Raw genomic sequence first — 24,710 nt, forward strand, 5'->3', positions numbered from 1 at the left:
ATCTACACTTTTTAAATATTAGAATCAATATAGATATACCAATTTCCATCGGTGTGTTTTTTCCAGATAAGAATGTATTTTCCGTTATAACTTCCGCTACATTGACCAATTTCAAATACAAAATTAGCATTTACAATTGCTAGTTTCAATGGTTGAAGGTTTAAAGAATAATTTTTATCATTCATATAATCATATTCTGCAATCAAATCTTCTGTTCCTCTTACCAGTGGTTTATGATTGAAATACATGGTATTGCTACTGTAAAGTTGTTTGACAAGATTTTCGGCGTTATTGGCATTACAGCGTTCAATCCATAAATTTCTTCTATCGTCTATATCCGTTATATCAACGTTAGCGGATGTTGTATTAGTTGTTTCGGTAAATTCAAATTCTCTGATTACTTTTTCGTTTTCCATACTCCAAATTACAAGTTGTATGTATTCTTTATGCGTAATCGTTTTGTACTTCACAAGTTCATAAGTAATTCCTTTTTCTTTACTTGCTTCTACACTAAATAACGATTCAATAGAAATGATTTTGTTTTTGTGGCTATTGTAAGAATTCGCTATTTGCGGTGCGCCACTGAGAATGCTATCTGCAGAAATAATTTTAATAGCATTTGCATGATAAGAATTTTGGAGTGCATCAATATTAGCACTATTTATCGCATGTAACCAATCAACGAGATTGTCAGGAATTTTTTCAACTTGAATGATTTCAGTATTTGAATTCGTTACATTTTCTTTTTTATGTTCCTGTTGCTTACATCCGAAAATGACCAACAAAGTAAACGAAAGTACTATAGTATTTAATTTCATTTTCATTTTTTTAATGAAAGCTAATATGTTTGTATATGGTTCGTTGCTTTGGCAAGAACTAAGTTAGCAAATAAAAAACGAATTGGAAATTCACGACTTATAGTGTTTGTTTTCATTACACTTTAAATTTAGTGTAATGCTTTTTTTGAGGAGACAAAATTAAATACAAAAGCATCACTTATTGCTAAATGATGCTTTACTAACTATACTTTTAAAAAATTATCCAGCACAATGTCTAACTGAGTCAGTACATGTTCTCTGATCTGTATATCTACAGTTCATATTATATGAATGTGGACAGCATGCAGAATTACCATGTGAACCACAAGCACCACCAGAAATTCCTCCACTGATTTCTGCTTGATCAAAGTTAGAAATTGTGTTTTTCTGTAATTTTAACGATTTTAAATTTTGTTTTTTCATACTGTAAAAATTTTGAATGTTATTAATAAATTGAAATAAAAAATTAAATACTTTTTTAATCTTACATATCCGCAGGACCCGATGGACCTGGCGCACATGAAATACATACTGATGGTCCAGCTTCAGATGGAGCACATTCAACAAAAGTGTCTGGACAGTCATAAACTACTGAAACAATACATCTTTCATCTTTTGTACGTTGTGGTACATGTGTGTAGTTTGGTCTTCCTCCAACAAGAGAGTTTAAGTTTGACACTAATTTTTTGTTTAATGTTAAACTGTTAATTTTCTTTTTTTTCATAATGTGTGATTTTAATTTTGAGTGTTAATATAAATGTGATATAGCTATACGCGTTTGCTGTTAATACTCCATTTTTCTTAATTCTCCATTAAGTGTGTAGTAAAACTGAAAGGTTGTTCCTCCATTTTCTGGTTTTAGACTTATTGAATATTCCGTTTTAGAAATGTCACCGTTTTTAGGAAAAATGATAGCGGCTATTGATAAGCTTGGGTTTTTCAAACTTTTTTCGTTCTGTAATTGCTTTTTAGCTTGTTCTATGTAGGTGCCAAGTTTGGTTAGATTAATTTGATCATTTAACTGATACATAAAATCTGCAGCTTTAGTACCTTTAGGAACTTCAAGAGATATTTCGGAGTTTTGCTTCCAAACACCTTGTGTTAGGTTCCACTGCCCCATTTTTAAAGAATTAGGGTCTTTTGTTACGGTAATGGTAACAATATTTCCAATAGTTTTATCATAAATAATACTGATGTCTGTGAAATAAGCATTGTCGCCAAATTCACTTTTTATTTCTTTTTCTATGATTGAAAAACCAGCGGCTGTTGCAGGTTGATTGCCAGAATTTCCTCCACAAGAAATCAAAGTGAAGATTGATAGGATAATTAGTATTTGTGTAATTTTGTTCATGTGTTTTTATCTCTTAATAATGCATTTGTAATGCTAATGTTGAGATAAAAGTATAGTAGAATAAGCTAGTGAAAAATAGAGAATCTATTTCTGCATGCGTAGAAGTTATAAGTGATAGATTTACGTTAATAAGCGTAAATGCGGAAACATTGAAGAATGTGTTTTAATCTTTATTCCAAGTGAAAAGACGCGTAATAAAATTATCTTTTTTACGAGATGAAACTGGAATTTTCTTCCCGTTTTTTAAATAAATTGTACCTGATTTATCATACTTCTCAATAAACTTCAAGTTTACAATATACGATTGATGAGGTCTTGTAAACGAGTTTTTTGTCAATTGTTCTTCAAACTCTTTTATTGATTTTGAAGCTAAATGTTTTTTGCCATTGCTTAGATAAAAAGTAGTATATCCTTTGTCGGATTCACAATACATTAAATCTTTTAAATCAATGACTTGAAACGAATCTTGTAGTGATAAAATTAGCGTGTCGCTATCATTATTTAATACTTTTTTTACGGTCTTTATTCGCTGTTTTTGCGTTGCTACAGATAATTTGCTTACTTTTTTTAAAGCTTCTGTAAGTTCCTCAACATCAACAGGTTTCAAAAGATAATCTACAGCACCAATTTTTAAGGCGCGTAACGCATATTCTTCATATGCTGTAATAAAGATAACTTTGAAGTTTAGTCCTTCTGTCTGATCTAAAAAATCAAAACCTGTTCCATCTGTAAGGTTGATATCCAAAAAAATTAAATCTGGCTTACAAACTTTTGTGACAATAACCGCTTCTTTAACCGATTCGCATTCGCCTATGACAATAATTTCAGTATCAATAGAAGCTAAAATATGCACCAACGCTTTACGAATATGTTCTTTATCTTCTACAATTAATGCTTTCATATTACGGAATCTGTTTTATAAGGAATTACTAAAGTAACCAATGTTCCTTGTTCTCCAAAAGTTGCTCTATTTTTTACGCTAATTTCACCAGGCGTTTTAAACTCTTTAGACAATACTTTTAAGCGTTCAGACGTAATTTTGGTAGCTAATGAATTTTTATTTCGTTGATTTTTTTCTTTTTCAAGATTGATGCCAATTCCGTTATCTACAATGGTACACACTAACTTTTCAGCTTCAGACGTAAGTGTAACCTCAATTTGCTTAGCTTCTTTTTGATTCGGAAAGGCATGTTCAATAGCATTCTCTATAAATGGTTGCATCAGCATAGGCGGAATTTTTAATGCAACGGTATCTATTTCAGAAGCTACAGTAAGATTGTATGCGTATGGAGGATTTACACCTAAATTTTGAAGCGCCATATATTCGTTAATTGCCGTAAGTTCATCAGCAAGTGAGACTATTTTATGTCGTGAATTTTCTAAAATGGTTCGCAAAAGTTTTGAGAATTTTGAGAGATACGAAACCGAGTTTTTTTCTTCTTTATTCAAAATCATTCCTTGCAATACTGAAAGCGAATTGAAAATAAAATGTGGTGTCATCTGCGAACGCAATAGTTTTTGTTCAACAATAACATTTTGTGTTTTCGCTTTTTCACTTTTCAATCTTAAAAAGAAAATGATAGTTCCCATAAGCAAAGCAACGACTAAAAATGCAATGATACCAAGTAATAAGTTTTGTTTTGATTTTTTTAAATCTTGGGTAGTAGTTTGTACTGTTTTCTTAAGTTGCTGTTCTGTAATTTTTGCAGAATCAAGTCTTAATCTATATTTGTATTCGTACTCTAAGGCTGTTATTTTTTGAATATTTTCTTTATTGAAGAGACTATCATTTTGTGCTTTATAAGTTTCAAAATTTTGAAGTGATTTTTTATATTCTCCTCTATTTTTATAAAGTTTAGATAGTAGCAAATTAGCATCTTTCTGAGTTTTTAATAACGATAATTCATCTGCGATTTCTTTACCTTTTATGACATTTTCAAAAGCTTTTTTATAATTTTTTATGTTATAATAATTAAACGCTAAATCGACATAAGATTCTCCAATAGCACCTTTTCTATCCAAAGAAATACTTAACGCTAGCGATTTTTTTAAATAATTTAAAGCCAGTTCATGTTTTTCTTGTTTTGTGTACAGACTTCCTAAGTTGGAGTAAGCTGAGTATATGCCTTGTTTGTCATTAATTTCTTCAGATAGTAACAAGGCATCATCATAATAATCAAGAGCTTCGTCCATTTTCCCTGTATTTTTTAAGATGCTACCTATGTTTATCATATTTTTTGAAATTCTTTTTTTATTCGCTAATGCTGTATCTATTTCAAGAGCTTCGAAGTAATATGGCAGTGCTTTTTCATATTCTTCCATCCTTATATAAACAACGCCAATATTTGATAAAGTGATTGCAATTCCTTTTTTATCTCCTTTTTCTCTAAAGCTTGCTAAGCTTTTTTGATAATTATTTAAGGCTTCCAAATATCTACCTTGAAGATTATAAATGATCGAAATATTATTTAGTATTCCATGGTTTTTTTTTATATTCAAACTGTCATAAATAGCTAATGTTTTTTGGTAGGCTTTCAGCGCTTTGTCATAGTCTCCTTTTCTATAATACGCACTGCCTAAACCATTAAAAAAATTAGCAACATTTTCCCGATTTTTTCCTTTTTCCGCAATTTTTATCGCTTTGTCATGATATACGATTGCTTTATCATAATCACCTCTATATTGATTTAATTTTCCAATGGCATCATAGCATTTTGCGATTCCAGAATTGTCTTTAATACTCTCGTAGAGGCGTAATGATTCTTGAATTGTAGTTTCAGCTTTTTCTATTTCACCCTTCGTGATGTGAGAGATGAAAATTAAATACAAACTTTTAGCATGACCTTGTGTATATGCTATTTCTTTTGCTAGTGCTTTCGCTTCAGATGAATATGCTATTAATTTAGTTCTATCAATTCCGATATGCTTAAAAGCAAGGTTATTTAGCATATCTACTTTTAGCGTATCTTTTTCTTTATGATTTTGCAAAACTGTTACTAAACTGTCAATTTCTTTATTTTGCGATTGTATGGATGTTGAAAAAAATAATAGACAAAATACAGCGAGAAAAAATTTGTTGAAGGAATTCATGAATTATAGTTTATTGACCAAATAGGTGAGATAAATTTATTGATTTTAAATTAGAAAGAAGTAAATCTTCAAAATTATGTACTTGTCGACTTTTAACACTATTCCTAATGCTTGAAAAAATAGAGAATATACGATTGTTAAAAAATAGACAATCCATATTTGAATAGGTTGAAGACACAAGTGAAGTATTTGCGTGTATAAACGCACTGTGCTAAAAGTTGAAATTAAAGAACTATTAAAGATGATTTGTAGGGTAAATTTTATGTAGAAACTAGAATATGAGTATGTGAAAAAGATTTGTGAAGAAATTAATGTTTTTTAGTAAAAAATGAACGATGTATCAACGGCTAAAATAGTTGATGCATTAGATCGTTTAAAAAAATAGAAAAGAACCGCCCAACAATATATTTTATCACTTGTAATGCGATACAGAAACATAAATCTTATGTTCTTAACGGTTGTAATAGAAGAAATAATGTTTAAAATCTATATTAAGAATAATGAACAGCTACGTGATTGGACAAAAACTAGTGAAAGAAGCGCTAGAAAAAGCTGATGAAATTCGTCAATTCGATTTCTATGACGTAACCAAACAGACGCTTGTTATACTTTTGAACTCAAAATGCACAACGGGTTCTAAAATGTGTTTTTTTAGTTAAAAAATCCCCTAGAAAATAGAGATACTTATCTTTTAGGGGAAATAACTTCAGAAAATATTGACGGATATTTCTAATATAATTTTGGTGTTTTATTTCAAAGTAAATCCAAAGCAATTACTTTCAAAATTATAGTAATAATTACCACCATATTGAAAAAACAATTAAGTCTTCCGTACCAGTATTTTCCACTTGGTGTGTTTTATTTGATTCCATAAATACGAAATCTCCTTTCTTGACTTCAATCATGTGTTCATCATTATAATTGATGTTCCCTTTTCCTTGAGAAATTAGCCAATACTCTTTCACTTTATGAACATCTACAGGTGATGTAAGCCCTTTTTTTAAAGCCCATTTTGACATTTTAAATGGAGAATGATTGGCAGTAATTGCTTCTTCAATTGAAATTGTGTCTTCTACAACTGTTTCGTTAAATAGTAATTTCATGCTTTTTATTTTTTAGTTTGCTTAAATTCCAGTTTATCAAAGATTCATCTACTAAGGTGTCATAAAAATTATTTTTCGCTATCGAATTAATAATTTTAGCACTTCGCCACGCTAATAAACTTAAGTTCGGGTCTGCAACACCTCTAACATGTCTTGAGCCATTGTGCAAATAAATTCCACCTTTTAATGATTCATTGGTTTTGATAGAATAATCTTCATTAGTATCAAATTTTCCATTGGTAGTAATGAGTTTGTCCATAATAGGATATAGAAATTTTGGCAATTTATATTCTAAACCTGTAGCAAGTACAACAATATCCGATTTTAAATGTATTGTTCTATTATTGTCATCTTTTTGGTTTAATTGTAAATCAAAATTCCCGTCACTATTTTTCTGCATTCCATTAAGTCGCGTGTTCATATACATATTAATATCTGCTTTTTGTAGCAGAAATTTATTATTGTATAGCAACTCATATATTTGATTTAGTGTTGTTTCACTAATTCCGTCACTAGTATATTTTTGAAGATTTAGAAGTTCGCCTTTTAATTCTTTTTGAAGATCAAAAAAGTACTCACTGTAATTTGGGCTGTACAACTCATTTGAAAAAGGAGTATTTTCCATCGGAAGCAAATTGTAGCTGCTGCTACACCAATGAATATTTTCTGGAGCCACATTTTTATCATTAAGTAAGTGTAGCACAACTTCAGCACCACTTTGTCCGCCTCCAACAACCGTTATTTGTTGACCAGAATAGTCAACAGAAGTAGTTAAAAATTGTGTATTGTGAAAAACCTTTTCCCCTAAATATGGTTTACAACATTTAGGTGTTTTTGCAGTTAGTCCGGCACCAATTAGTAAATTTTTACTTTGATATTTTTTATCATTTACTGTAATTTGAAAAAGATCGTCTTCATAGGTTACTTCTTCAACAGTTGATGAAAATAATAATTCTTCCATAGAATCTGCGCACCATTTAAAATACTGCTCAAATTCTTTTCTTTTTACATTGTCAAAGTTTCCTTTTGCCGCAAACATATACAATCTTCCTGTCTTTTTTAGAAAATTTAAAAATGAAAAAGGACTTGTAGGATCTACCATAGATACTAAATCTTTTAAGATAGATACCTGAATTGTAACATCTGGAAACATCATTCCTGGATGCCAACGAAATTCTTCTTTATTATCAAAAAAGAGGTAATTCAAATCTTTTTTATGTGGATATAACAAAGCTGCGGTACTTAAGTTGGAAGGTCCGATACCTATACCAATAATATCATGTGTTTTCATACTGTTTTTTTAACTAAATATTTTTATATCTCATTTTCAGGGGAGTTTTTTAAAATTATAATTGAATAAAAGAAATTGCCGTTTCAGCAATTGCAGGTGCTAATCTAAAACCAGAACCACTTCCAGCTCCAGCAACGATATATCCTGAGAAGATTTCTGCAGCAATAGGTACTGTAGCATATGCATCACAAAAACATCTACCTTCTAACAAACTGAAGTCCTCAAAACTAAGTTTGTTTGGAAAGTAAGTGTTAAACAATTTATATGCTTTTTCGTTATTTGTTTTGTGTATATTAATATTTCCAACCTGAGGTTTTACGTCATATTCGTTCGCTCTAAAACTGTAAATACTTTCATTTGGCGCGTCTAGTTTTGGTGTGATAAAAGCGTCATGATCAAAAAAGAAAATTCCTGTTTTAAAACGAAAAGGCAGATGATAGGAAATTATTTTTTTGGTTCTAACGTCTAGTTTTTCAATTTCACGTTTCCAAGAATCATCAGTCAACCACGGACCAGTAGCATTAATTACATTTTTGGTGTTTATAACAATTCCTCTTGAAGTTTTGAGCGCAAAACCGTCATTTTCTTTTTCAATACCGACTACTTTTAGTCCGAATAAAAATTTTACTTTCTTTTCTGCTGCAAGTATCTTTTTGAGCGCATCTAAATAGTCATACGGAATACTTTGCCAAGCTTCCAATTCTGAAAAAGTAAGCTCATCTTTAGAAATAGTTGCTTCAAAATTCGGTTCTTCTAAACTTTGTAGTTTTGTATTGAATTTGCTGGCTAAGGTTTTGAAATTGTCCTTTGCTGTAATTCCAATAAAAGGAATTTGTTGTCTTTCATAAGAGATAATTTCGTCTAACTGAGAGAAATACTTTCTACTGATTTTAGATAATTTTTGGATCTCTGTCGAATGTCCGTACGGGATATCCAATGCAATCGAATAAAATGTTGCTCCTGTTGATTTGAAGTTTTGATCGATCACTACTATACTAGCGTCCGGAAACTTTTTGGAAGCAAGATAGGCTGTAAATAAACCTATAATTCCGCCGCCAATAATTGTTATGTCGTAAGTTGTATTCACTATTTGATAGTATTAGTTGTTTTCTTTTTCTAATTGATTAAAGAAATAAGCCAATGAAACTTTTCCTTCATTTTTAAGTATTGTAGTCCATATGTTTTCTGAAAGCGTAGGCAATACAGGATATAATAAAATTGAAAATCCTGATAGCCAAAAACGAATATCACTAGATGAAATGTTTTCTTTCAAATCGTACCATTTTTCAATTGCTTTGATGGAATGTGCCACCTTAAATGTTGCTGGGCTTAATGCTTTTTGTTCTTCGTCTAGTGTGTTGAAAAAGGTGTTACTTATTGTTTCAGACACTTTATAGATTTGTTCTTGTTCAGACAGTTTTGATGCCGCCCAAGCAACAACATTTGTAAAACGTTGCTGCGTTTCTTTTGCAGTGGTTATTAGTTCTTTTTTCGTAATATTGATTTCTTCAAATTGAGGTGATTTTTGAGTTAGATAATAACGTACATAATCACTTTCAATAGCTTCGTTTTCTATAATTTCATCAACCCAAATGGCATTGTTTCTACTGGTTGAAAATTTAGATCCATCTAGATTTAGAAAATAGTTAGCAATGTGATAATCAAACGTTTTATACGCTGTTAACTCTAAACTCAAACCAATCATTCCTACAGTTGTTGGCACTAAATTGTCCATTCCGTGTGCATTTACAATGATTGCGTCTGAATCTTTGGAAAACCAATTTTCTGTATCAATTAATCCTGCACAATAGATGGAATAGAACAGCATGCTAACATATGGAAATGACATCATTGGAATGTTCCCTACTTTTTTATCTAGCACTGGAATTCCCCACGATTCTGGACTTGTAACACGCATGAAACCTTTATGCGTTTTAAAGAAACTGGCAATTTTGTCCATTTGAACATCACTCAAATTACTTTTTTTCAATAGCTTGAGTAATGCTTCCTGATCTACTTTCACGAAAAAATTCTTAGCAACTACCGTGTCCAATTCTAGATCGTCTTCTCTGCTAGAGTGTATATTTTTTACATCTTCCGGATTGTAAAAGCTGTAACAGTTTTCACATTGATAATTTCCTGTTGGTTGGTTACAGTTTGGACATTCGCCATGAATCCAACAACCAGAAATAACATCATTGTACTTTTTTGAAACCTTTAATATTTCTTCAAGAGCAACTAAAATTCCACTTTCTTGAAGGTTTTTAAATTCTTTTTGAATGAATTTTTTATACGGAATTCGATGTGCTGACTCTAATGGATTTATAAAAATATCATAGGATAAATTCATTAGTTTTAAATCTTCTTGTATGAATTCATGGTTTTTAAAACAAACCGTTTCTGCGTCTTCGTTATTTTGCTGTACTTTTAGTAATACATGAGATTCATAGACATCCGAACCTGAAACTAATTTAGCATTTCCTTCATCTCTATTCAATCTTCGCTTTAGCACATCCATTGGGAGAAAAGGACCTGAAATATGGCCTAAATGAAGTCTTCCGTTTGGAGTAGGCATTGCAGATACAATTAAATAGTTTTGGTTATTTAATAGATAGTTTTTTTTCATTTTAGTGTTGTATAATGATACTAGAAAAGAGTCGTTTTTTTTAGAAACCTATGTGTTCTATTGGTTGTTTAGAACAAAAGTTTTAATCGAATGAAAATTGTTTAAAAACACTTTCACATGCTTTTCCTTTGGCTGCATAAAAGTGTTTTTCTTTCGGATCCATTATAATAGAAGCTACAGTTTCATTAAGATGAATGTTCGATTTGTTGTGCGCGCAAATTCCAACAGGATATAAGCTATGATCGGCAAATACTTCAGCAATGTGTTGAAGAGAAAGATTGCCGTCTTCTAATTTTTCTTCAAGTAATTTTAATCGTTGTCTTGACGAATTCTGACTGAAGATATTCATCGTATCCAGTGCGATAAAGTCTTCGTGTAAGTAGTGATTTGTGTGCAATAAATGATCACCTTCTATAATTCTGTAATCGGAAACGGTGAGTTCTAAAATAACTTGCCTTTTTCCATCAGAAATGGTAAAACTTCGGGAACTCGCACGCGGAATTTTTTCAACAACTTCAATACATTCTTCTATCGTTTTACAGTTTAAGAATTTTCGAACTAATAAATACGGAGGAATTCCAAGTTGCCAATCACTCGAAACGACCATGTTAATACAAACGGATAGTCCATAACTGTTCATTCCCATGTAACCAAGTAAACCCGCAAATGAATAGAGAATTATGTTTGGAAGTTTTTGACTTTCTCCATTGATTTTAAAAACGTGTCCAATGGCTGTCATATCGCCATTTAAATCAATAGTTTGTCCAAGAATATGTGTATCATCTTTTTTGATTGCAAACGAACTACAATCGCCTGTGAGCGTAAAACTATTAGTTCCTATTAACTCGCGGCGTATTTGTAATAATACAGCATTTTCCATGGAAATTTCTGCGCCTTTGGATAATCCTTCCAATTCTAGCAGTATTTCAGGACAATGCAAACCAATCATTTTTGTATACGAATTGATTATTTCTGAAAGTTGTTCCTTTTCAATAGTCTTTCTTCTTAATATGTGTATCAGCGCATCATGATCTCCCAAAAAACTTTGAATATCATCTTTTAATTGTTTTCCATGACTGAATCCTATTTCATATGGATTTCCCGCTAGTTTTATACATTTTAACTTTTCCATTCATCTCGTAAAATAGCGTAGTAAATAGTATCTCTTCTTCTGTTATGGTGCATTAGAGTATGCGATCGGAGTACACCTTCTTCCGTTGCGCCAATTTTTTCTAAAGCTTTTCTTGCTTTCGCATTGAGCACATCCGTTTTAAATTCTACTCGAACAAATTCTAATTTTTCAAACGCAAAATTTATAAGCAAGTCTTTGTATGCTTTGTTAATACCGCTTCCTTGCGCAGTTGGCGTTATCCATGACCATCCAATTTCTATGCGTTGATCTTTTGCAGAAATGTTTCCGAAAGAAGACATTCCGACAATTTTTTGTTTCTTTTTATCGTATATAACAAAAGGAACATTTTTATGATCTTCAAATTGTGTGAGCAAACTTTTTACATATTTCTGTAAATCATCTAAAGAATTGATTTCATCCGTAAAATAAGTCCAGATACTTTTATCGATTGCTATTTTTTCAAGAGAAGAAATATCTTCCATTGATACAATTCGTAAAGATACATCGTCGTTTTCAATGACAAGATTAGGATTAAATAAGAGATCAGTTTTGTTCATTTTTTTGTAGTTTTTGTGTGAGTAATACAGTAACATCATTCACCGTTTCAATATTAATTAATTCGTAATCGGTGAAATCCATGATGCTAATATTCAATTTTTTAGTAACAGCCGTAAAAAACATAATCATTTTAATTGAAGGAAAACCTAAGTCTTCTTTCAGGCGACTGTCTGCCGTTATTTTGATGTCATCTTCTAGTTGATTAGAGAGATTTTCAATGACAATTTCATATACTGATTCTTTCATGAGTTATGATGTGTAAAGAGATTCAAATTGTTCTTTATATTTTTCTATTATTTTATTCCTTTTTATTTTATGCTGATTTGTCAATAAATTATTCGCTTCAGAAAACTTTTCATACGTTAAGAAAAACTTGAAAATCTTTTCTTCGGGAGCAACTTGTTGATTGTAATTAGCTATGATAACTTCCACATCTTCATGGGAAATTTTTGTTGAGTTTGGTAGAATTAAAGCTGTTAGATATGGTTTGTTATCACCAAAAAAAACACAGTTTTCAATTTTTTCAGATGCTGTAATTTTAGACTCTAATGCGCTTGGGAAAATCTTTTTTGAATTAGATAATGCAATCATTTCCTTTTGTCTGCCATTGATGAATAAATAGCCTTCATCATCCAAATAACCTGTGTCACCTGTTGCGATATAGTTGTCGTCTACAAAAAACTGTTGACGGTCTTCCAAAGCGGCTATCGTATAGTTTTCACAAACAGGATATTTATTTTTTATTAAAATTTGATTTTGATCATCAAACTTGATTTCAATGTTAGGAAAAAGCTTCCCTACACTACCAATTTTATTATTATTCTCATAATTTTTTGATATGATACAGGTTTCATTCATGCCATAACCTTGATACAACGGAATTCCCATTTTTGAATAAAATGATAATACGTCAGTAGCTATAGGAGCCGAACCAGTCCATAAGTAATTTATATTTCCTCCTAAATATTCCATGAATGGTTTAAAAGACTTCGAAATTGCGGTGTCTTTTACATAATTTTCATAATCAGTTTGTAAGCGTTCACTTTTTGCAATACTCTTTTTATAAGTTGTTGCTATAATTTCATAGATGTATGGAACTCCCATAATGACTGTTGGAGTTTCTTGCTGCAACACCATGAAAAAGTATTCTTTTGGCACGACAACAATTGTAAAACCAAACAATATTGCGGAATACAACCAATACCGTTGTTGTAATAAATTGAGCGGTAAAAAAACGAGTATTATATCTTTTTCCGAATGCTTAAATAGTTTTTGCACACAATGAATAGAGTTTTCTACACCTTGTACGGAAGCACCAATTATTTTAGGAAATCCGGTACTTCCAGATGTAGATTTGTATGAGAGTACATCTTTTCCTTGAAATTGATGTGGTTCTCTTTTTTCTTCTTCTGAAAGTGTTTCTTGTATGAGTAAATCTTCAAGTAGTATGTATGTAATCTGTTCATTTTCTGCGGATTCTTTTTCGTAGTCTTTTGAAACTAACATTGCAGAAATATGCATGTTTTTTTCTTGGTATTTGGCAAGATTGGAATCGCTGTCTAAAGCTAAAATTTTTATTCCTTTATAAATACAAGCCAAATCAGCCAGAATCCACGAAAGGTTGTTTTTGCATATAATACCTACAGTATCGCCGCTTTTTAAACCACATTTTTCCAAGTGTCTAACGGCATTTAATACCATTGGATACAAATTGGGAAAATTGATATCTATCCGTTTTCTTCCTTGATATGTGATCAGTTTTCCTTTACTAGATTTCATTCCAGTAAGTAAGTTGTTTATAGATGTATTCAAAGTGTAAGTCAATTATTTTAATTGTAAGTATAATGCAATGTTAGAGCCAGCCCAACCTGTTCCAAATGATATGAACGTTGAGTTTAACACTGGTTTTTCGTCTAATACAGATTTGAGATTTATGATAAAATCGATACAATCTAAATGTCCAAATCGCCCTATATTATCAAGGTATAGTTGCTCTTTTTTAAAGTTGAAATCATTCATACATTGATTAATGAGCATGTAATTAGCATTTTGTATGATTATTTTTGTTATGTCCGTTGGTTGTATTTCATACGATTTCATGACTTTTGAAATACATGTGATGTAATTTTTGCAGAGAAGAAAAAAGTTATTCTCATTCATATTTGCTTTATGAAGAATTCCATTGGTGTATGTACTTTTCCCCAGAATGCTAATTCCGTCTGTGTTATCTTTATTTACGTACACAAGTCCTGCGCCATCACCATGAATTCCATAATTTCCTATAACTCGGTCTGCATTATTCTGTAGTTTATTGACGCCTACGATTATGATATTTTCGTTTGCTCCAGCCTTTAGTAAGTTTTCGCTCAGAATTATGGCTTGCTCTATATTTGAACAATGATTTCCGGATACGACTAATACGTCCGAATTTTCTAGTTGACAATGATGTTGAATGTAATGTGCTAGATTTTTTTGTCTGTTTCCCGATTTTACATCGTCTCCAATTAAGATGAGCAAATCAATTTCATTTTTTGATACTATTCCCTGATCGAAAAAACGATTCATCAATGTAAGTAACATTTCTGTTTCACTGAATGAATTAGCTATTGCAACTTCTTTTAAGTTTAGCGTATCATCAAAAAATGCAATTCCTTCTTCGGGAGAAGAAAATACTTCTGGAAGCATTTCATTTTGTATTACTTCCTCAAAGATTTTTTGGGTCGAAAGCCTATCTTCGGGAACAATATAATCAAGATATTTAATCATTTATAATTGTTTTCTTATTGAAGTGATGTATACTTTTTTTACTTTTCGCTTAAATCCGAAAAGTTGAAATCACTTCGTGATGTAAAATGTAGTGTGTATTTATTCGTTTTTGGAAACTAATTTTTTTTGCAGCATCTTTTTTTCTGTAGTTAGCCATTCATCTCGTAAGATGCTTACTAAAACGGCGTCAGCTCTTCCGTTAGTAGCTACGGCAGGAAATATATTTCGAAAAATGCCTTCTTGCTTGCAACCAACACTTTTCATGGCGGCAATACTTCTTTTGTTTTCAGCATGCGCACCAAGTCCGATTCGTTCAAAACCTAGCTTTTCAAAAATAAATTCAAATAGTACGTATTTGCAATTTTTATTTAAGCCTGTTCCATGAAATTCTTTGCCATACCATGTGTAACCAATTCTTAGTGCTTTGATGGTTGTACTTATTTGAAAGAGTCTTGTTACGCCTGCATATTTTTGTGTTCGCTTGTCAAAAACGATGAATGGATATTCTCGTTTTTGTGCTCTGTTATCAAGAGTTGATTGTATGTAATTTTTTAAATCTTCTTCGTTTTTAATTTCGGGCGGCGTATACTTCCATAGTTCAGGTTCAAAGGCAATTTCCTTTAACTCTGTGTAGGATTCAATACGAAGTGGCGATAGTTTTACCACTTCATTTTCAATTATATATTCGTCTTCAAAATTAAATGTTATCATCCTTATGAATTATATGCAGTAATTAGTTTTTGTAGTTTTGCTTCTAAAGAAGATTTCCACTCTTTTTTTTGTATACAATAGTTTGCAACACCAACCGTTTGTTTTGTTTCTGCCACATATATTTCTGTGATTCCATTAAACGAGGCACCAATTTTTTCTAACGAACGCATTGAAATATTATTTTTTTCATTTACTCTAAATACTACTTTGTTGCAGTTGAGTTCATTGAATATATAATTTAGCATGAGTAGTTTTACAATTCTGTTCGTGCTTGTTTTTTGATAGGCTTCTTCAATCCATGTCCAGCCTAATTCTACTTCGTTTTTTTCGTTATTTATATTTCCGATGCAAGTCATTCCAATCGCTTTTTGTGAGCTATTGTCTTTTATGCATACTGGAATCATGCTTCTTTCTTTGTGATTTTTTAGAAAAGAGTACAAGTATTTTTCTAAAGCTTCTGATGTTGTGTACTGAGAACTCATGTAGCGCCAAAGTTTTGGATTGACACCTATTTTTTTTAACTGTGAAAAATCATGTTCAGAAAGCGTTTCTAGACTCACATGTTGTTGCTGTAAACTAATTTTGTTGTAAAACGGTAATTGCATTTTCAATAATTTTAATGACTTCTGTATCTTTAGTTAAGATATTGAAATGATTTGTGCCAGCTATCACATGTGTTTTAAATTTTCCAGTAGTAAATTCATTCCACTTTTTGATCTCTGTACTATTTTCCTCAGAAGCAATAGCTATTATGTTACAATTTACAATTCCTTTTACAGTGTATTTCGAAAGTATTTTTAAGTTTTCAAAAATCTTATGTGTAAATAGTGTTACTTCTTCTTCGGAAAGCGTTTCGAAGTTAAGAATATGTTTGTTAATACTCTTTTTTAGAGCAGTTTCTTTTGATAATTCCAACGTGCCTTTTGCAGGAATACTATCAATTAGAATGAGTTGTGTTTCATATTGCGGACTGATCCATTTGCTTAATTCATATGCAATTTGTGTTCCCATAGAATATCCAACAATGTATATTTTTTGAGTTGGAAGCATCTTTATTTCTTGGAATTCTTTTTTATAGATTTCACAAAATTCTTCAATAGCATCTATCGTAGGAGCATGTGAATTTGGATATTCCAATCCTATACAATTGATGTCTTTTGAATAGTACGTAATTAAAGAGCTCATTTGTGACAAATCGCCAGAAACTGGTGGAATAAACAGCATGATATCTTTTTCAATATCTATTGTTGATGTAAATATTTTCACAGAACTGTTTGCATGCATTCTAGCGGCATTTTGAGACGTGAATTCTATTAATTCTGAAATGGTAGGATATAGAAATATGTTAATTAGTGGAATATCAATATTTAATTCTTCCTTGATTTTAGAAGTTAACCTGATTGCTAATAATGAGTTTCCGCCTATTTCGAAAAAATTATCTGTGATTCCGAAGTCATCATTTTTTAAAATTTCTTTCCAATGGGCATGAAATTGTTTTTCTTGAGGTGTTTTTGGCGCTACAACTTCCTTTTCTGATGTAATTTTAATTTCTGGCAATTGTGATCGATCCGTTTTACCATTTGGCATTAACGGTATTTTATCTATCAAGTGAATGTACGGCACCATGTAGTTTGGAAGACTACTTTTTAGTTTTAGTTTAATTTCAGCTATGTTTAGTGCACTTTCAATATACGCTACTAATCGTTTGTTTTCTTCATCACCTTGTGCCACGACTACACAATTGTTTATTCCTGTATATGAAAGTAAAATGTTTTCTATTTCGCCTAATTCTACTCTAAAACCTCTTATTTTTATTTGACTGTCTTTTCGTCCTTTGAGCTCAATGTTTCCATCGCTATTGAATCGTCCAATATCTCCCGTTTTGTATAATTTTTTATCGGTGAATTTAATTTCAGGAACATGCAATACTTTTTTATCTGTAAGCTCTTTGTTATTGATGTAGCCATCAACTTCAAAACAACCTTCCACATGCAATTCTCCCCAACTTCCTTGCGGAACTGGTTGCTTGTCTTCATCAACAATGAATATTCCTATGTTTGTTATTGGATTTCCAATTGGTGGTCGTTCTGCATTTAAATTTTTATGATCTATTGTATATGCGGAAACTACATGCATTTCCGAAGAACCGTAGTGATTGTGAATTTTCAAATTTTTATGTTCTTCTATGTATTTCTTTAAACCAGAAGAAATTTTCAATTGTTCACCAGCCGTAATAATGTGTTCTAAACTTGTTCCAAATTCAGTGTCTTTTATTTCATTGAATAAAAAGTTTAGGTACGAAAATGGAAGATACAGCACATTAATTTTATTCGTATCTATGAAATTTATTAGGTAATTAATGTCTTGCCGTTTCATTTCGTCAATGAGATGAACCGTTCCGCCTGAACATAGCGTTATGAATATTTCCTGAAACGAAACACAGAAGTTGATCGATGTGAATTGAAGCACATTTTTGGACGCATCAATTGTTGTTTGATGCATTTGCCATTCAATCAAGTTTAACAACGTTCCGTGCGAAAGCATTGCGCCATTTGGCAAACCTAAAGTTCCAGAAGTATATATTACATATAGAATGTCGTGCAAAGCGTCTTCAGATATTTCAAAAGGTAAAGCATCAGTCGTTTTAGTCTTTAAATCCAAATTATCCATGTTAATGGTTTGATATGCAGTCGTAAACAGATCAATGTTAGCGCTATCAGTAATGATGGTTTTTACTTGACTGTCTTCAAGAATATGATGTACTCTATCTTTCGGATAGTATGGATCTAACGCCAAATATGCAGTACGGGTTTTTAGTATTGCCAACATTGCAACCAACATATTTGCAGATCTGTCTAAAGAGACGCCAATGACTTCTCCTTGTTTTACTTGTATGTCCTTTATTAAATGATTTGCCAATGCATTGGAAAGTGTATCCAATTCTTTATACGTAAGTGAATCTTCACCAAATACAACCGCCTTTTTTTCTGGATTTGCAGTTACATTCACTTCGATTGCTTCCAGAATGTTGTGATATGTAGGCGGAATTTTAGTCGCGCCATTTGCAGCTATTAAAGTTTGATCAGCTGGTGACAGACAAGAATAATTACTGATCGCATCAAACGGATTTTGTATAATTTCATCAAGCAATACTTCAAAATTAGCAATGAAATTGAGAATTGTTTTTTCTTCAAATAAATCTGTATTGTATTCTAATGTGATTAGTTTTTCGTCATCATCATCATTGATAAAAAAGGTCATATCAAACTTACTCATGTTATATTCCATAGCATGTTGATATTCACTAATTGTTAGTTCTCCAGGAGAAAATGTCATTGGTGTTGTATCAGTAAACGTATTGTTGTACGCAACCATTACATTAAATACAGGTGATGTACTAATGTCTCTATCCGAGAATAATTCTTCAACTATTAAATCAAAAGGATATTCTTGATGCGAAATGGAATACATGATTTCCGTAAATACTTTTTTATGATATTCGGCAAACGTTTCTGAGTTTTTCAACGCTGTTTTAAATACTACCGTATTTGCAAAAAAGCCAATTGTATTAAAGTATTTTGAATTGTTTCTTCCAAAAACGGGCGCACCAATTACGAGTTCTTTTTGTCCTGATATTTTGTATAGTAATATTTTAAAGACAGTCATGTAAAACGAATAACTCGTTCCAAATTTGAACTTCTTTATGAGTGCTGTTATTTTCGATTCTATATCAGCAGCAACTTTAAATTGAATACGTTTCCCGTTGAAGGTTTGAACACTTTTTCTTAGTTTATCAAACGGAAGTTCAATGAGTGAAGGTTTATCTTCTAACTTTTTAATCCAATAATTTCGCAATGTGTCTTTGGACGATTGAATAACTGCATTATTTTCATTGGTAAATTCTACATAACTTCCCACAACTTCTGCTAACGCAATTTCTTGTTGTGCAACTAAATTGGTATAGATTTGAAATAACTCTTCACAGAATATTTTTTGAGACCAACCATCGGTAATGATGTGATGAATGTTTATGATGAAAATCGCTACTTCTTCTTTCAATTTTATAAGTCCAAAATTGGCTAATGGTGGCGAAGCCAAATCAAAAGAATGGTTTGCAATGTTCATGAAGAAAGCTTTTGCTTTTGCATCCTTTTCTTCTTCACGTACTTCTGTAAAATCGGCTTCTTTAATAGGTACAAGTACATTTGGTTGCACTCTTTGTATTAATCCATCAGATGTTTCTAAGATCGCTGTTCTAAATATTTCATGTCTTTCAAACATAAATGACACAGATTTCTTCAAAAGCACTTCATCTAATGAACCGTTTATTGTAAAAGCATTGATCACATTGTATGCTGTAGATTCTTCTTCAAAGTGATGTAAAAGCCAAAGTCTTCTTTGTGCAAACGATACTGGATTTGCTTTATTCATTTTCTTTAATTTTTTGGAATAATTTTTCTAGGGTATCATTTTCCATAAGATCTACAATGGTTAAGCTTTGATTGTAATCTTGATTTATTTGATTGATATATTTGATTATTTGAATGGAATTTAATCCCATTTCCATAAAACTAACATCAGCTTCTATTGTATCTATTTCTAAAGTTTTTCTTGAAAACTCAATAAAATCATTTTTTAAATTCTTCATAAACTAGACTTCTTTTATATTTTTTGACTGGGTGATGTTATTATTTTTTTAATTAATTGAACATACTTGTTATGCCATTCTTCAATCCACGCTGGCGCATATATTTCTTCGTTGTAATCCCATGATAGTTTGTAATCAAATGCTGTTTTTGATACGTTTAAATGCATTGAATACGCAGCACTTGTGTATTTGGAAATGTCTGCATCTTCAAATTGAATAAGTCCTTCAAAAGGATTGTTATAGGTGATATTATTATATGACATGAAAACATCTATTAGCGGAAAACTATAAGGCGAAAACGCAGTGATTTCTAACTTTTTTAATAGAATATTAAAAGGCAACTCTTTGTTTTCGTGTGCTTCAATAATTTCATTTTGTGTTTCTGATAGTAATTCCAAATAGCTTTTCTCAGCTTGTATTTGAGATCGTATTGGCAGTACATTTAAAAATACACCGATGAGTTTGTCTAAGTCCGCAGTATTTCTCGTTTCAGTATAATGTCCGATAATTAAATCTTCTTGATTGCTAAGTTGATACATGGTTATTTTTAGAACTGTCTGAAAAAAAGCATGCTCCGTAAGTTTCATCTCTTTACAAAATTTCTGTATTGAAGCATATAGTTTCGGAGTTAAATTGTTTTTGTGACTTCTACTTAACGCTTGCTTTGCGTACGATTTTATTTCATCACGTTTTGCATGTTTAAAATAGGGGATTGGTAGTTTTAGTTTTTCTTGCCAAAATTGAATTTGTGACGCAAGCTTGTTTTGTTCAATACTATTGTATTCCCATGTTGAATAATGTTTGTATTGTATTGGAAGTTCTGGTAAATCGCTTTCATTTGTATAATAATGAAACAATTCTTCCATAAATATGTTGAACGATAAGCCATCAAAAATAATATGATGAACACAAAAACATACATATTCATTTTGGATAAAATACAGTTTGAAAAGTGGAAGAGCATCTAATTTTGAGATTTCCGAAGTATCTATTTGATCTTCATGTTCTATTTTTTCTATGAACTGATTTATAGCTAAATTATCGAATTCAGATACTTGTTGAATTGCTGTATATGTTGAGTCGTATTTGAATATTGAACGCAGTGTTTCATGTCGCGCAATTACTTTATGTATTGCGTTTGTAAATTTTTCGAGATGAAATGCTTCCGTTATTTTTCCTTTGATAAAAATAATGTCTTTGTTTTTGTCAACGCTCAATTGACCGTTTATCCATAATCGTAATTGTGTTTGTGATAACGGAAATGGACCTTGCGTTTTTTCTATGACAATTTGAGTTGATTGCGTAGGTTTATGACGTATAAATTCTTCAATAGTTTGATGTTGAAAAACATCTTTTATACCATATTCCAATCCAATTTCTTGTGCAATGGTTTTTACTAATTTTGAAGCAATTAAACTATGTCCACCAAGTTCAAAGAAATTATCAGTGATTCCTATACTTTCAATTCCTAAAACTTCTTCCCAAATAGCAACTAATTGCTTTTCTAGTTCAGTATTTGGTGCAACATACTTGTTTTGAACCAAATCATTTACGCTCGTTTTTGGAAGTGATTTTGTGTCTATTTTTCCATTTGCTGTTATTGGTATTTTATCAATAGCTACATAATACTTCGGAATCATGTATGAAGGCAATTTTTCTTGTAAAAAGGTATGCAATTCCGACTTTTCAAGTTCTTTTTTAGAAGTATAATACGCGACCAATTCTTTTTCAGTTTCTGTCTGTTTTATACTTACAACAACTTGCTGAATTGCTCCTGAAAATTGAAAAATTATGTTTTCTATTTCTTCCAATTCAATACGGTGACCACGTATTTTTATTTGCGTGTCTTTTCGTCCTAAAAACTCAATATTTCCATCAGGCAACCATTTTGCAACATCACCAGTGTCATACATACGTTTGCCTTTTGCAAAAGGATTTGCTATAAAACGCTCAGTTGTCAATTCAGGATTATGTAGATAACCTCGTGCAACTCCAGCGCCTGATACATATAATTTCCCTGGTATTCCTATTGGAACTATTGCTAAGTTTTCATCTACAATATAACAGCTTGTATTTGCAATCGGTTTGCCTATCGGAATTGAAGTTTTATATTCATCTTTAAGATTAAACGCAGTGGTAACGACCGTATTTTCAGTTGGTCCATAATTGTTATATAGTTTGAATTTTGGCGCTTTTTTTATTTTTAAAGTATCGCCACCTGTTAAAATTGTTATTCGATCTGACACAAAATTTTCATGTACCAATTTGTGACAAATGGTAGTTGGCAAATAACTATGTGTTATTTTCTGATCGTTTAGAAACGTTTTCAAATTATGAAGATCCAAACGAATTGTTTGATCCGAGATAGGATATAAAGTAGCTCCTGCTAACAAATAAGGGCTCATTTCCCATATGGAAGCGTCAAAGGCAATTCCTGAATACAATGTTCCTTTACTGTGTTCATTTACAGCGTATTTTTCAATATGCCAAAAACATAAATTGAGCAAATTTCTGTGTTCAAGTAATGTTCCTTTTGGAGTTCCTGTTGAACCTGAAGTATAAATTACATAGGCTAAATTAGTAGCTTGTATGTTTACTTGCGGTCTTGTTATTGGTTGATGATTTCCTTTATTTTTAAATTCAGAAATAACCGAATCATCAATAATTAGTTTACATTGACTATCAGTTTCAATAAAAGCAATTCGTTCCTTCGGATAGTCTATGTCTATTGGCAAATACGCGCTTCCTGTTTTTAGGATTGCTAAAAAAGAAACAATCAACCAATCGCTTCGCTCAAGTTTTACTCCAATAAAATCTTCTAGTTGCACTTGATGATTCTTAAGTAAATAATGCGCAAACTGATTTGATAGTTCGTCTAGTTCTTTATAGCTTACTTGTTTTTCTTTAAATACAACAGCAATATTTTCTGGAGTCTTTTTCGCTTGTGCTTCAAATAATTCTATGTACGAGTTGTTGTCATGTTTCGCAATTGTTGTTGTATCGTTAAAATCATGAAGTAGTGTTGCCTTTTCTGTAGCGGTTAGATACGGTATTGATTCGACAGTCAATTCTGAATTGGATACGATACTTTTTAATACAACTTCTAAATGATTTATAATTTGGCGAATAAAATCTTCCGTGTAAATAGCTGTATTGTATGTTATCTGTATGTCGCTACCGTATTTATTTTCTTTAAACGCAAATTCTAAGTCAAACTTACTTGTTGTATTGGTCAGCGCAATTTCTTCTACAATTAAGCCTTCAAGCAAATCAAATGTATCTGAAGTTTCTTCTTGAGAATCAACAGTAAGCATGACATCAAATAAAGGATTTCTGCTTCTATCTATTGTCAACTCTAAGTTTTTGATGAGTTCATCAAACGGATATTCTTGGTGTGCATTGGCTTCTAACGTAGTTTTTTTGATTTGGTTGAGCAGTGTTTTGAAGGTATCCGTTTTTTTGAATGACGTTCGCAAACCAATCGTATGTACATAAAAACCTATTTGATTTTGAAGTTCGGCATGTTCACGTCCTGCAAATGGACTTCCAACGACCATATCTGTTTGCTTCGTGTATTTATAGAGTATTATTTTAACCGCAGCAAGTAAGCCCATAAATAAAGTGGCACCTTCCGATTTACAGATGTTTTTAAAATTCTGTATTACATTCGTTTCAAAACGTTTTTCAATTGTTTTACCATTGTATGTTTTTACAGATGGTCTTAATTTATAGCTTGGAATTTCTAGTATTGGAACTTCTTCTTTGAATTGATTTAACCAATATTCTTTGTTTATTTTAGCAGTATCACTGTTTAATTTAGATTGTTGCCATTCTGCAAAATCTTTGTATTGAATGGACAAAGGTGCCAATTGCGAATCTTCTCCTTTTGTAATTGATTGGTAAAGTGAAAATAAATCTGCTATTAGTATTGAAGAAGACCAACCGTCACTTATAATATGATGCATCACAGAAGTTAAGATGTAATCATTGTCCGCTTTTTTCAGTACTGAAACTCTAAATAACGCATCTGATTTTAAATCAAAGTTATATTCAACTTCCTTTTTTATAGCATTTTGAAGTGTTTTTGAAACTTCTTTATCTTCCGATAGGTCAATATAATTTAGTTTGAAACGACTTGCATTAACTGGTGCAATATACTGTTTTGGCGTTCTTGTTTGCTTTTCAACAATGATGTTAGTTCTTAGTATTTCATGACGTTCCGTAAGTTGTATGAATGCTTTTTCTAACTGTTGAATGTTGATGGCGCCTTTTACTGAAAAGACACTTGGCATATTGTATGCGCCATTATTATTTTCTAATTCCTCTACTATCCATAATCGATATTGAGAAGATGATAGTGCATAGGACGGTTTATGAGCCGCTTTCGGTATTGTTACATTGCCAGCATTTTCTAGCTTGTATTCTGACATAAAAGCTATAAGTGCTTGTTTATGTTCTTTAATTTCAGACAACAGCTCTTTGGTCATTGTTCCTTTCGGAGCTTTTATATCTAATTGATTTTCAACTAGATTAATAGTAATGTTTTTGCTGTGTAGCTTTTTTAATAAATCGTTCATTATGTCAAAGAAGTGTACTGTTTACGCTTATTTATTTTT

General features: G+C 31.4%; 20 protein-coding genes. All 20 read right to left on the reverse strand.

What is annotated here, in order from left to right; translation table 11 throughout:
- Positions 1 to 11 precede the first annotated feature (11 nt).
- Complete coding sequence (locus tag ACQ654_RS20860) at positions 12 to 818, reverse strand: hypothetical protein (protein WP_430412278.1); 807 nt, start codon at positions 816 to 818, stop codon at positions 12 to 14.
- Between the two features lie 219 nt (positions 819 to 1,037).
- Positions 1,038 to 1,241, reverse strand: a complete 204-nt coding sequence (locus ACQ654_RS20865) for a hypothetical protein (protein ID WP_430412279.1) — start codon at positions 1,239 to 1,241, stop codon at positions 1,038 to 1,040.
- Positions 1,242 to 1,302: 61 nt separating this feature from the next.
- Positions 1,303 to 1,542, reverse strand: a complete 240-nt coding sequence (locus ACQ654_RS20870; protein ID WP_430412280.1) for a hypothetical protein — start codon at positions 1,540 to 1,542, stop codon at positions 1,303 to 1,305.
- A 60-nt stretch (positions 1,543 to 1,602) separates the two neighbouring features.
- Positions 1,603 to 2,169: a hypothetical protein gene (locus ACQ654_RS20875; RefSeq protein WP_430412281.1), complete on the reverse strand. Its 567-nt coding sequence runs from the start codon at positions 2,167 to 2,169 to the stop codon at positions 1,603 to 1,605.
- Positions 2,170 to 2,332: 163 nt separating this feature from the next.
- Positions 2,333 to 3,070, reverse strand: coding sequence for a LytR/AlgR family response regulator transcription factor (locus tag ACQ654_RS20880; protein ID WP_430412282.1), 738 nt, complete (start codon positions 3,068 to 3,070; stop codon positions 2,333 to 2,335).
- The gene (locus tag ACQ654_RS20885) at positions 3,067 to 5,259 is read right to left on the reverse strand and encodes a tetratricopeptide repeat-containing sensor histidine kinase (protein ID WP_430412283.1); all 2,193 of its coding nucleotides are present in this window, start codon (positions 5,257 to 5,259) and stop codon (positions 3,067 to 3,069) included. Before ACQ654_RS20885 ends, ACQ654_RS20880 begins: the two co-directional genes overlap by 4 nt.
- Before the next feature lie 797 nt (positions 5,260 to 6,056).
- Positions 6,057 to 6,362, reverse strand: a complete 306-nt coding sequence (locus ACQ654_RS20890; protein ID WP_430412284.1) for a cupin domain-containing protein — start codon at positions 6,360 to 6,362, stop codon at positions 6,057 to 6,059.
- A complete protein-coding gene (locus ACQ654_RS20895; RefSeq protein WP_430412285.1) occupies positions 6,346 to 7,653 on the reverse strand; it encodes a lysine N(6)-hydroxylase/L-ornithine N(5)-oxygenase family protein in 1,308 nt (435 codons plus the stop codon). Before ACQ654_RS20895 ends, ACQ654_RS20890 begins: the two co-directional genes overlap by 17 nt.
- A gap of 55 nt (positions 7,654 to 7,708) precedes the next feature.
- Entirely contained in the window at positions 7,709 to 8,740 is a 1,032-nt protein-coding gene (locus ACQ654_RS20900) for an FAD-dependent oxidoreductase (protein WP_430412286.1), read from the reverse strand.
- Between the two features lie 12 nt (positions 8,741 to 8,752).
- Positions 8,753 to 10,279: a class I tRNA ligase family protein gene (locus ACQ654_RS20905; protein ID WP_430412287.1), complete on the reverse strand. Its 1,527-nt coding sequence runs from the start codon at positions 10,277 to 10,279 to the stop codon at positions 8,753 to 8,755.
- Between the two features lie 82 nt (positions 10,280 to 10,361).
- Positions 10,362 to 11,411 (reverse strand): C45 family autoproteolytic acyltransferase/hydolase, encoded by a 1,050-nt coding sequence (locus ACQ654_RS20910; protein WP_430412288.1) that lies wholly within the window; start codon positions 11,409 to 11,411, stop codon positions 10,362 to 10,364.
- Positions 11,399 to 11,968 (reverse strand): GNAT family N-acetyltransferase, encoded by a 570-nt coding sequence (locus ACQ654_RS20915; RefSeq protein ID WP_430412289.1) that lies wholly within the window; start codon positions 11,966 to 11,968, stop codon positions 11,399 to 11,401. The genes ACQ654_RS20910 and ACQ654_RS20915 overlap by 13 nt, the downstream gene beginning before the upstream one ends.
- The gene (locus tag ACQ654_RS20920) at positions 11,955 to 12,215 is read right to left on the reverse strand and encodes an acyl carrier protein (protein ID WP_430412290.1); all 261 of its coding nucleotides are present in this window, start codon (positions 12,213 to 12,215) and stop codon (positions 11,955 to 11,957) included. The genes ACQ654_RS20915 and ACQ654_RS20920 overlap by 14 nt, the downstream gene beginning before the upstream one ends.
- A 3-nt stretch (positions 12,216 to 12,218) precedes the next feature.
- Positions 12,219 to 13,748 (reverse strand): AMP-binding protein, encoded by a 1,530-nt coding sequence (locus tag ACQ654_RS20925; protein WP_430412291.1) that lies wholly within the window; start codon positions 13,746 to 13,748, stop codon positions 12,219 to 12,221.
- A gap of 45 nt (positions 13,749 to 13,793) precedes the next feature.
- Positions 13,794 to 14,735 carry a hypothetical protein gene (locus tag ACQ654_RS20930; protein ID WP_430412292.1) on the reverse strand — a complete coding sequence of 314 codons (942 nt, stop codon included), beginning with the start codon at positions 14,733 to 14,735 and terminating at the stop codon, positions 13,794 to 13,796.
- Positions 14,736 to 14,834: 99 nt separating this feature from the next.
- Positions 14,835 to 15,446 (reverse strand): GNAT family N-acetyltransferase, encoded by a 612-nt coding sequence (locus tag ACQ654_RS20935; protein ID WP_430412293.1) that lies wholly within the window; start codon positions 15,444 to 15,446, stop codon positions 14,835 to 14,837.
- A 2-nt stretch (positions 15,447 to 15,448) separates the two neighbouring features.
- Positions 15,449 to 16,051, reverse strand: coding sequence for a GNAT family N-acetyltransferase (locus ACQ654_RS20940; RefSeq protein ID WP_430412294.1), 603 nt, complete (start codon positions 16,049 to 16,051; stop codon positions 15,449 to 15,451).
- Complete coding sequence (locus ACQ654_RS20945) at positions 16,023 to 19,877, reverse strand: non-ribosomal peptide synthetase (RefSeq protein WP_430412295.1); 3,855 nt, start codon at positions 19,875 to 19,877, stop codon at positions 16,023 to 16,025. Before ACQ654_RS20945 ends, ACQ654_RS20940 begins: the two co-directional genes overlap by 29 nt.
- Positions 19,870 to 20,094, reverse strand: coding sequence for an acyl carrier protein (locus tag ACQ654_RS20950; protein ID WP_430412296.1), 225 nt, complete (start codon positions 20,092 to 20,094; stop codon positions 19,870 to 19,872). The genes ACQ654_RS20945 and ACQ654_RS20950 overlap by 8 nt, the downstream gene beginning before the upstream one ends.
- A gap of 14 nt (positions 20,095 to 20,108) precedes the next feature.
- Positions 20,109 to 24,671: an amino acid adenylation domain-containing protein gene (locus tag ACQ654_RS20955; RefSeq protein ID WP_430412297.1), complete on the reverse strand. Its 4,563-nt coding sequence runs from the start codon at positions 24,669 to 24,671 to the stop codon at positions 20,109 to 20,111.
- Between the last annotated feature and the right edge of the window lie 39 nt (positions 24,672 to 24,710).

It is taken from the genome of Kordia sp. (genome assembly GCF_965283645.1).
GTDB lineage: Bacteria > Bacteroidota > Bacteroidia > Flavobacteriales > Flavobacteriaceae > Kordia.

What these genes read in the sequence shown, in the direction of transcription:
- ACQ654_RS20930 (WP_430412292.1), bottom strand. Translation starts at nt 14,735, where the DNA reads ATGATTAAATATCTTGATTATATTGTTCCCGAAGATAGGCTTTCGACC.
- ACQ654_RS20950 (WP_430412296.1), bottom strand. Translation starts at nt 20,094, where the DNA reads ATGAAGAATTTAAAAAATGATTTTATTGAGTTTTCAAGAAAAACTTTA.
- ACQ654_RS20915 (WP_430412289.1), bottom strand. Translation starts at nt 11,968, where the DNA reads ATGAACAAAACTGATCTCTTATTTAATCCTAATCTTGTCATTGAAAAC.
- ACQ654_RS20905 (WP_430412287.1), bottom strand. Translation starts at nt 10,279, where the DNA reads ATGAAAAAAAACTATCTATTAAATAACCAAAACTATTTAATTGTATCT.
- ACQ654_RS20880 (WP_430412282.1), bottom strand. Translation starts at nt 3,070, where the DNA reads ATGAAAGCATTAATTGTAGAAGATAAAGAACATATTCGTAAAGCGTTG.
- ACQ654_RS20955 (WP_430412297.1), bottom strand. Translation starts at nt 24,671, where the DNA reads ATGAACGATTTATTAAAAAAGCTACACAGCAAAAACATTACTATTAAT.
- ACQ654_RS20885 (WP_430412283.1), bottom strand. Translation starts at nt 5,259, where the DNA reads ATGAATTCCTTCAACAAATTTTTTCTCGCTGTATTTTGTCTATTATTT.
- ACQ654_RS20865 (WP_430412279.1), bottom strand. Translation starts at nt 1,241, where the DNA reads ATGAAAAAACAAAATTTAAAATCGTTAAAATTACAGAAAAACACAATT.
- ACQ654_RS20890 (WP_430412284.1), bottom strand. Translation starts at nt 6,362, where the DNA reads ATGAAATTACTATTTAACGAAACAGTTGTAGAAGACACAATTTCAATT.
- ACQ654_RS20895 (WP_430412285.1), bottom strand. Translation starts at nt 7,653, where the DNA reads ATGAAAACACATGATATTATTGGTATAGGTATCGGACCTTCCAACTTA.
- ACQ654_RS20940 (WP_430412294.1), bottom strand. Translation starts at nt 16,051, where the DNA reads ATGCAATTACCGTTTTACAACAAAATTAGTTTACAGCAACAACATGTG.
- ACQ654_RS20920 (WP_430412290.1), bottom strand. Translation starts at nt 12,215, where the DNA reads ATGAAAGAATCAGTATATGAAATTGTCATTGAAAATCTCTCTAATCAA.
- ACQ654_RS20945 (WP_430412295.1), bottom strand. Translation starts at nt 19,877, where the DNA reads ATGAATAAAGCAAATCCAGTATCGTTTGCACAAAGAAGACTTTGGCTT.
- ACQ654_RS20875 (WP_430412281.1), bottom strand. Translation starts at nt 2,169, where the DNA reads ATGAACAAAATTACACAAATACTAATTATCCTATCAATCTTCACTTTG.
- ACQ654_RS20860 (WP_430412278.1), bottom strand. Translation starts at nt 818, where the DNA reads ATGAAATTAAATACTATAGTACTTTCGTTTACTTTGTTGGTCATTTTC.
- ACQ654_RS20935 (WP_430412293.1), bottom strand. Translation starts at nt 15,446, where the DNA reads ATGATAACATTTAATTTTGAAGACGAATATATAATTGAAAATGAAGTG.
- ACQ654_RS20910 (WP_430412288.1), bottom strand. Translation starts at nt 11,411, where the DNA reads ATGGAAAAGTTAAAATGTATAAAACTAGCGGGAAATCCATATGAAATA.
- ACQ654_RS20870 (WP_430412280.1), bottom strand. Translation starts at nt 1,542, where the DNA reads ATGAAAAAAAAGAAAATTAACAGTTTAACATTAAACAAAAAATTAGTG.
- ACQ654_RS20925 (WP_430412291.1), bottom strand. Translation starts at nt 13,748, where the DNA reads ATGAAATCTAGTAAAGGAAAACTGATCACATATCAAGGAAGAAAACGG.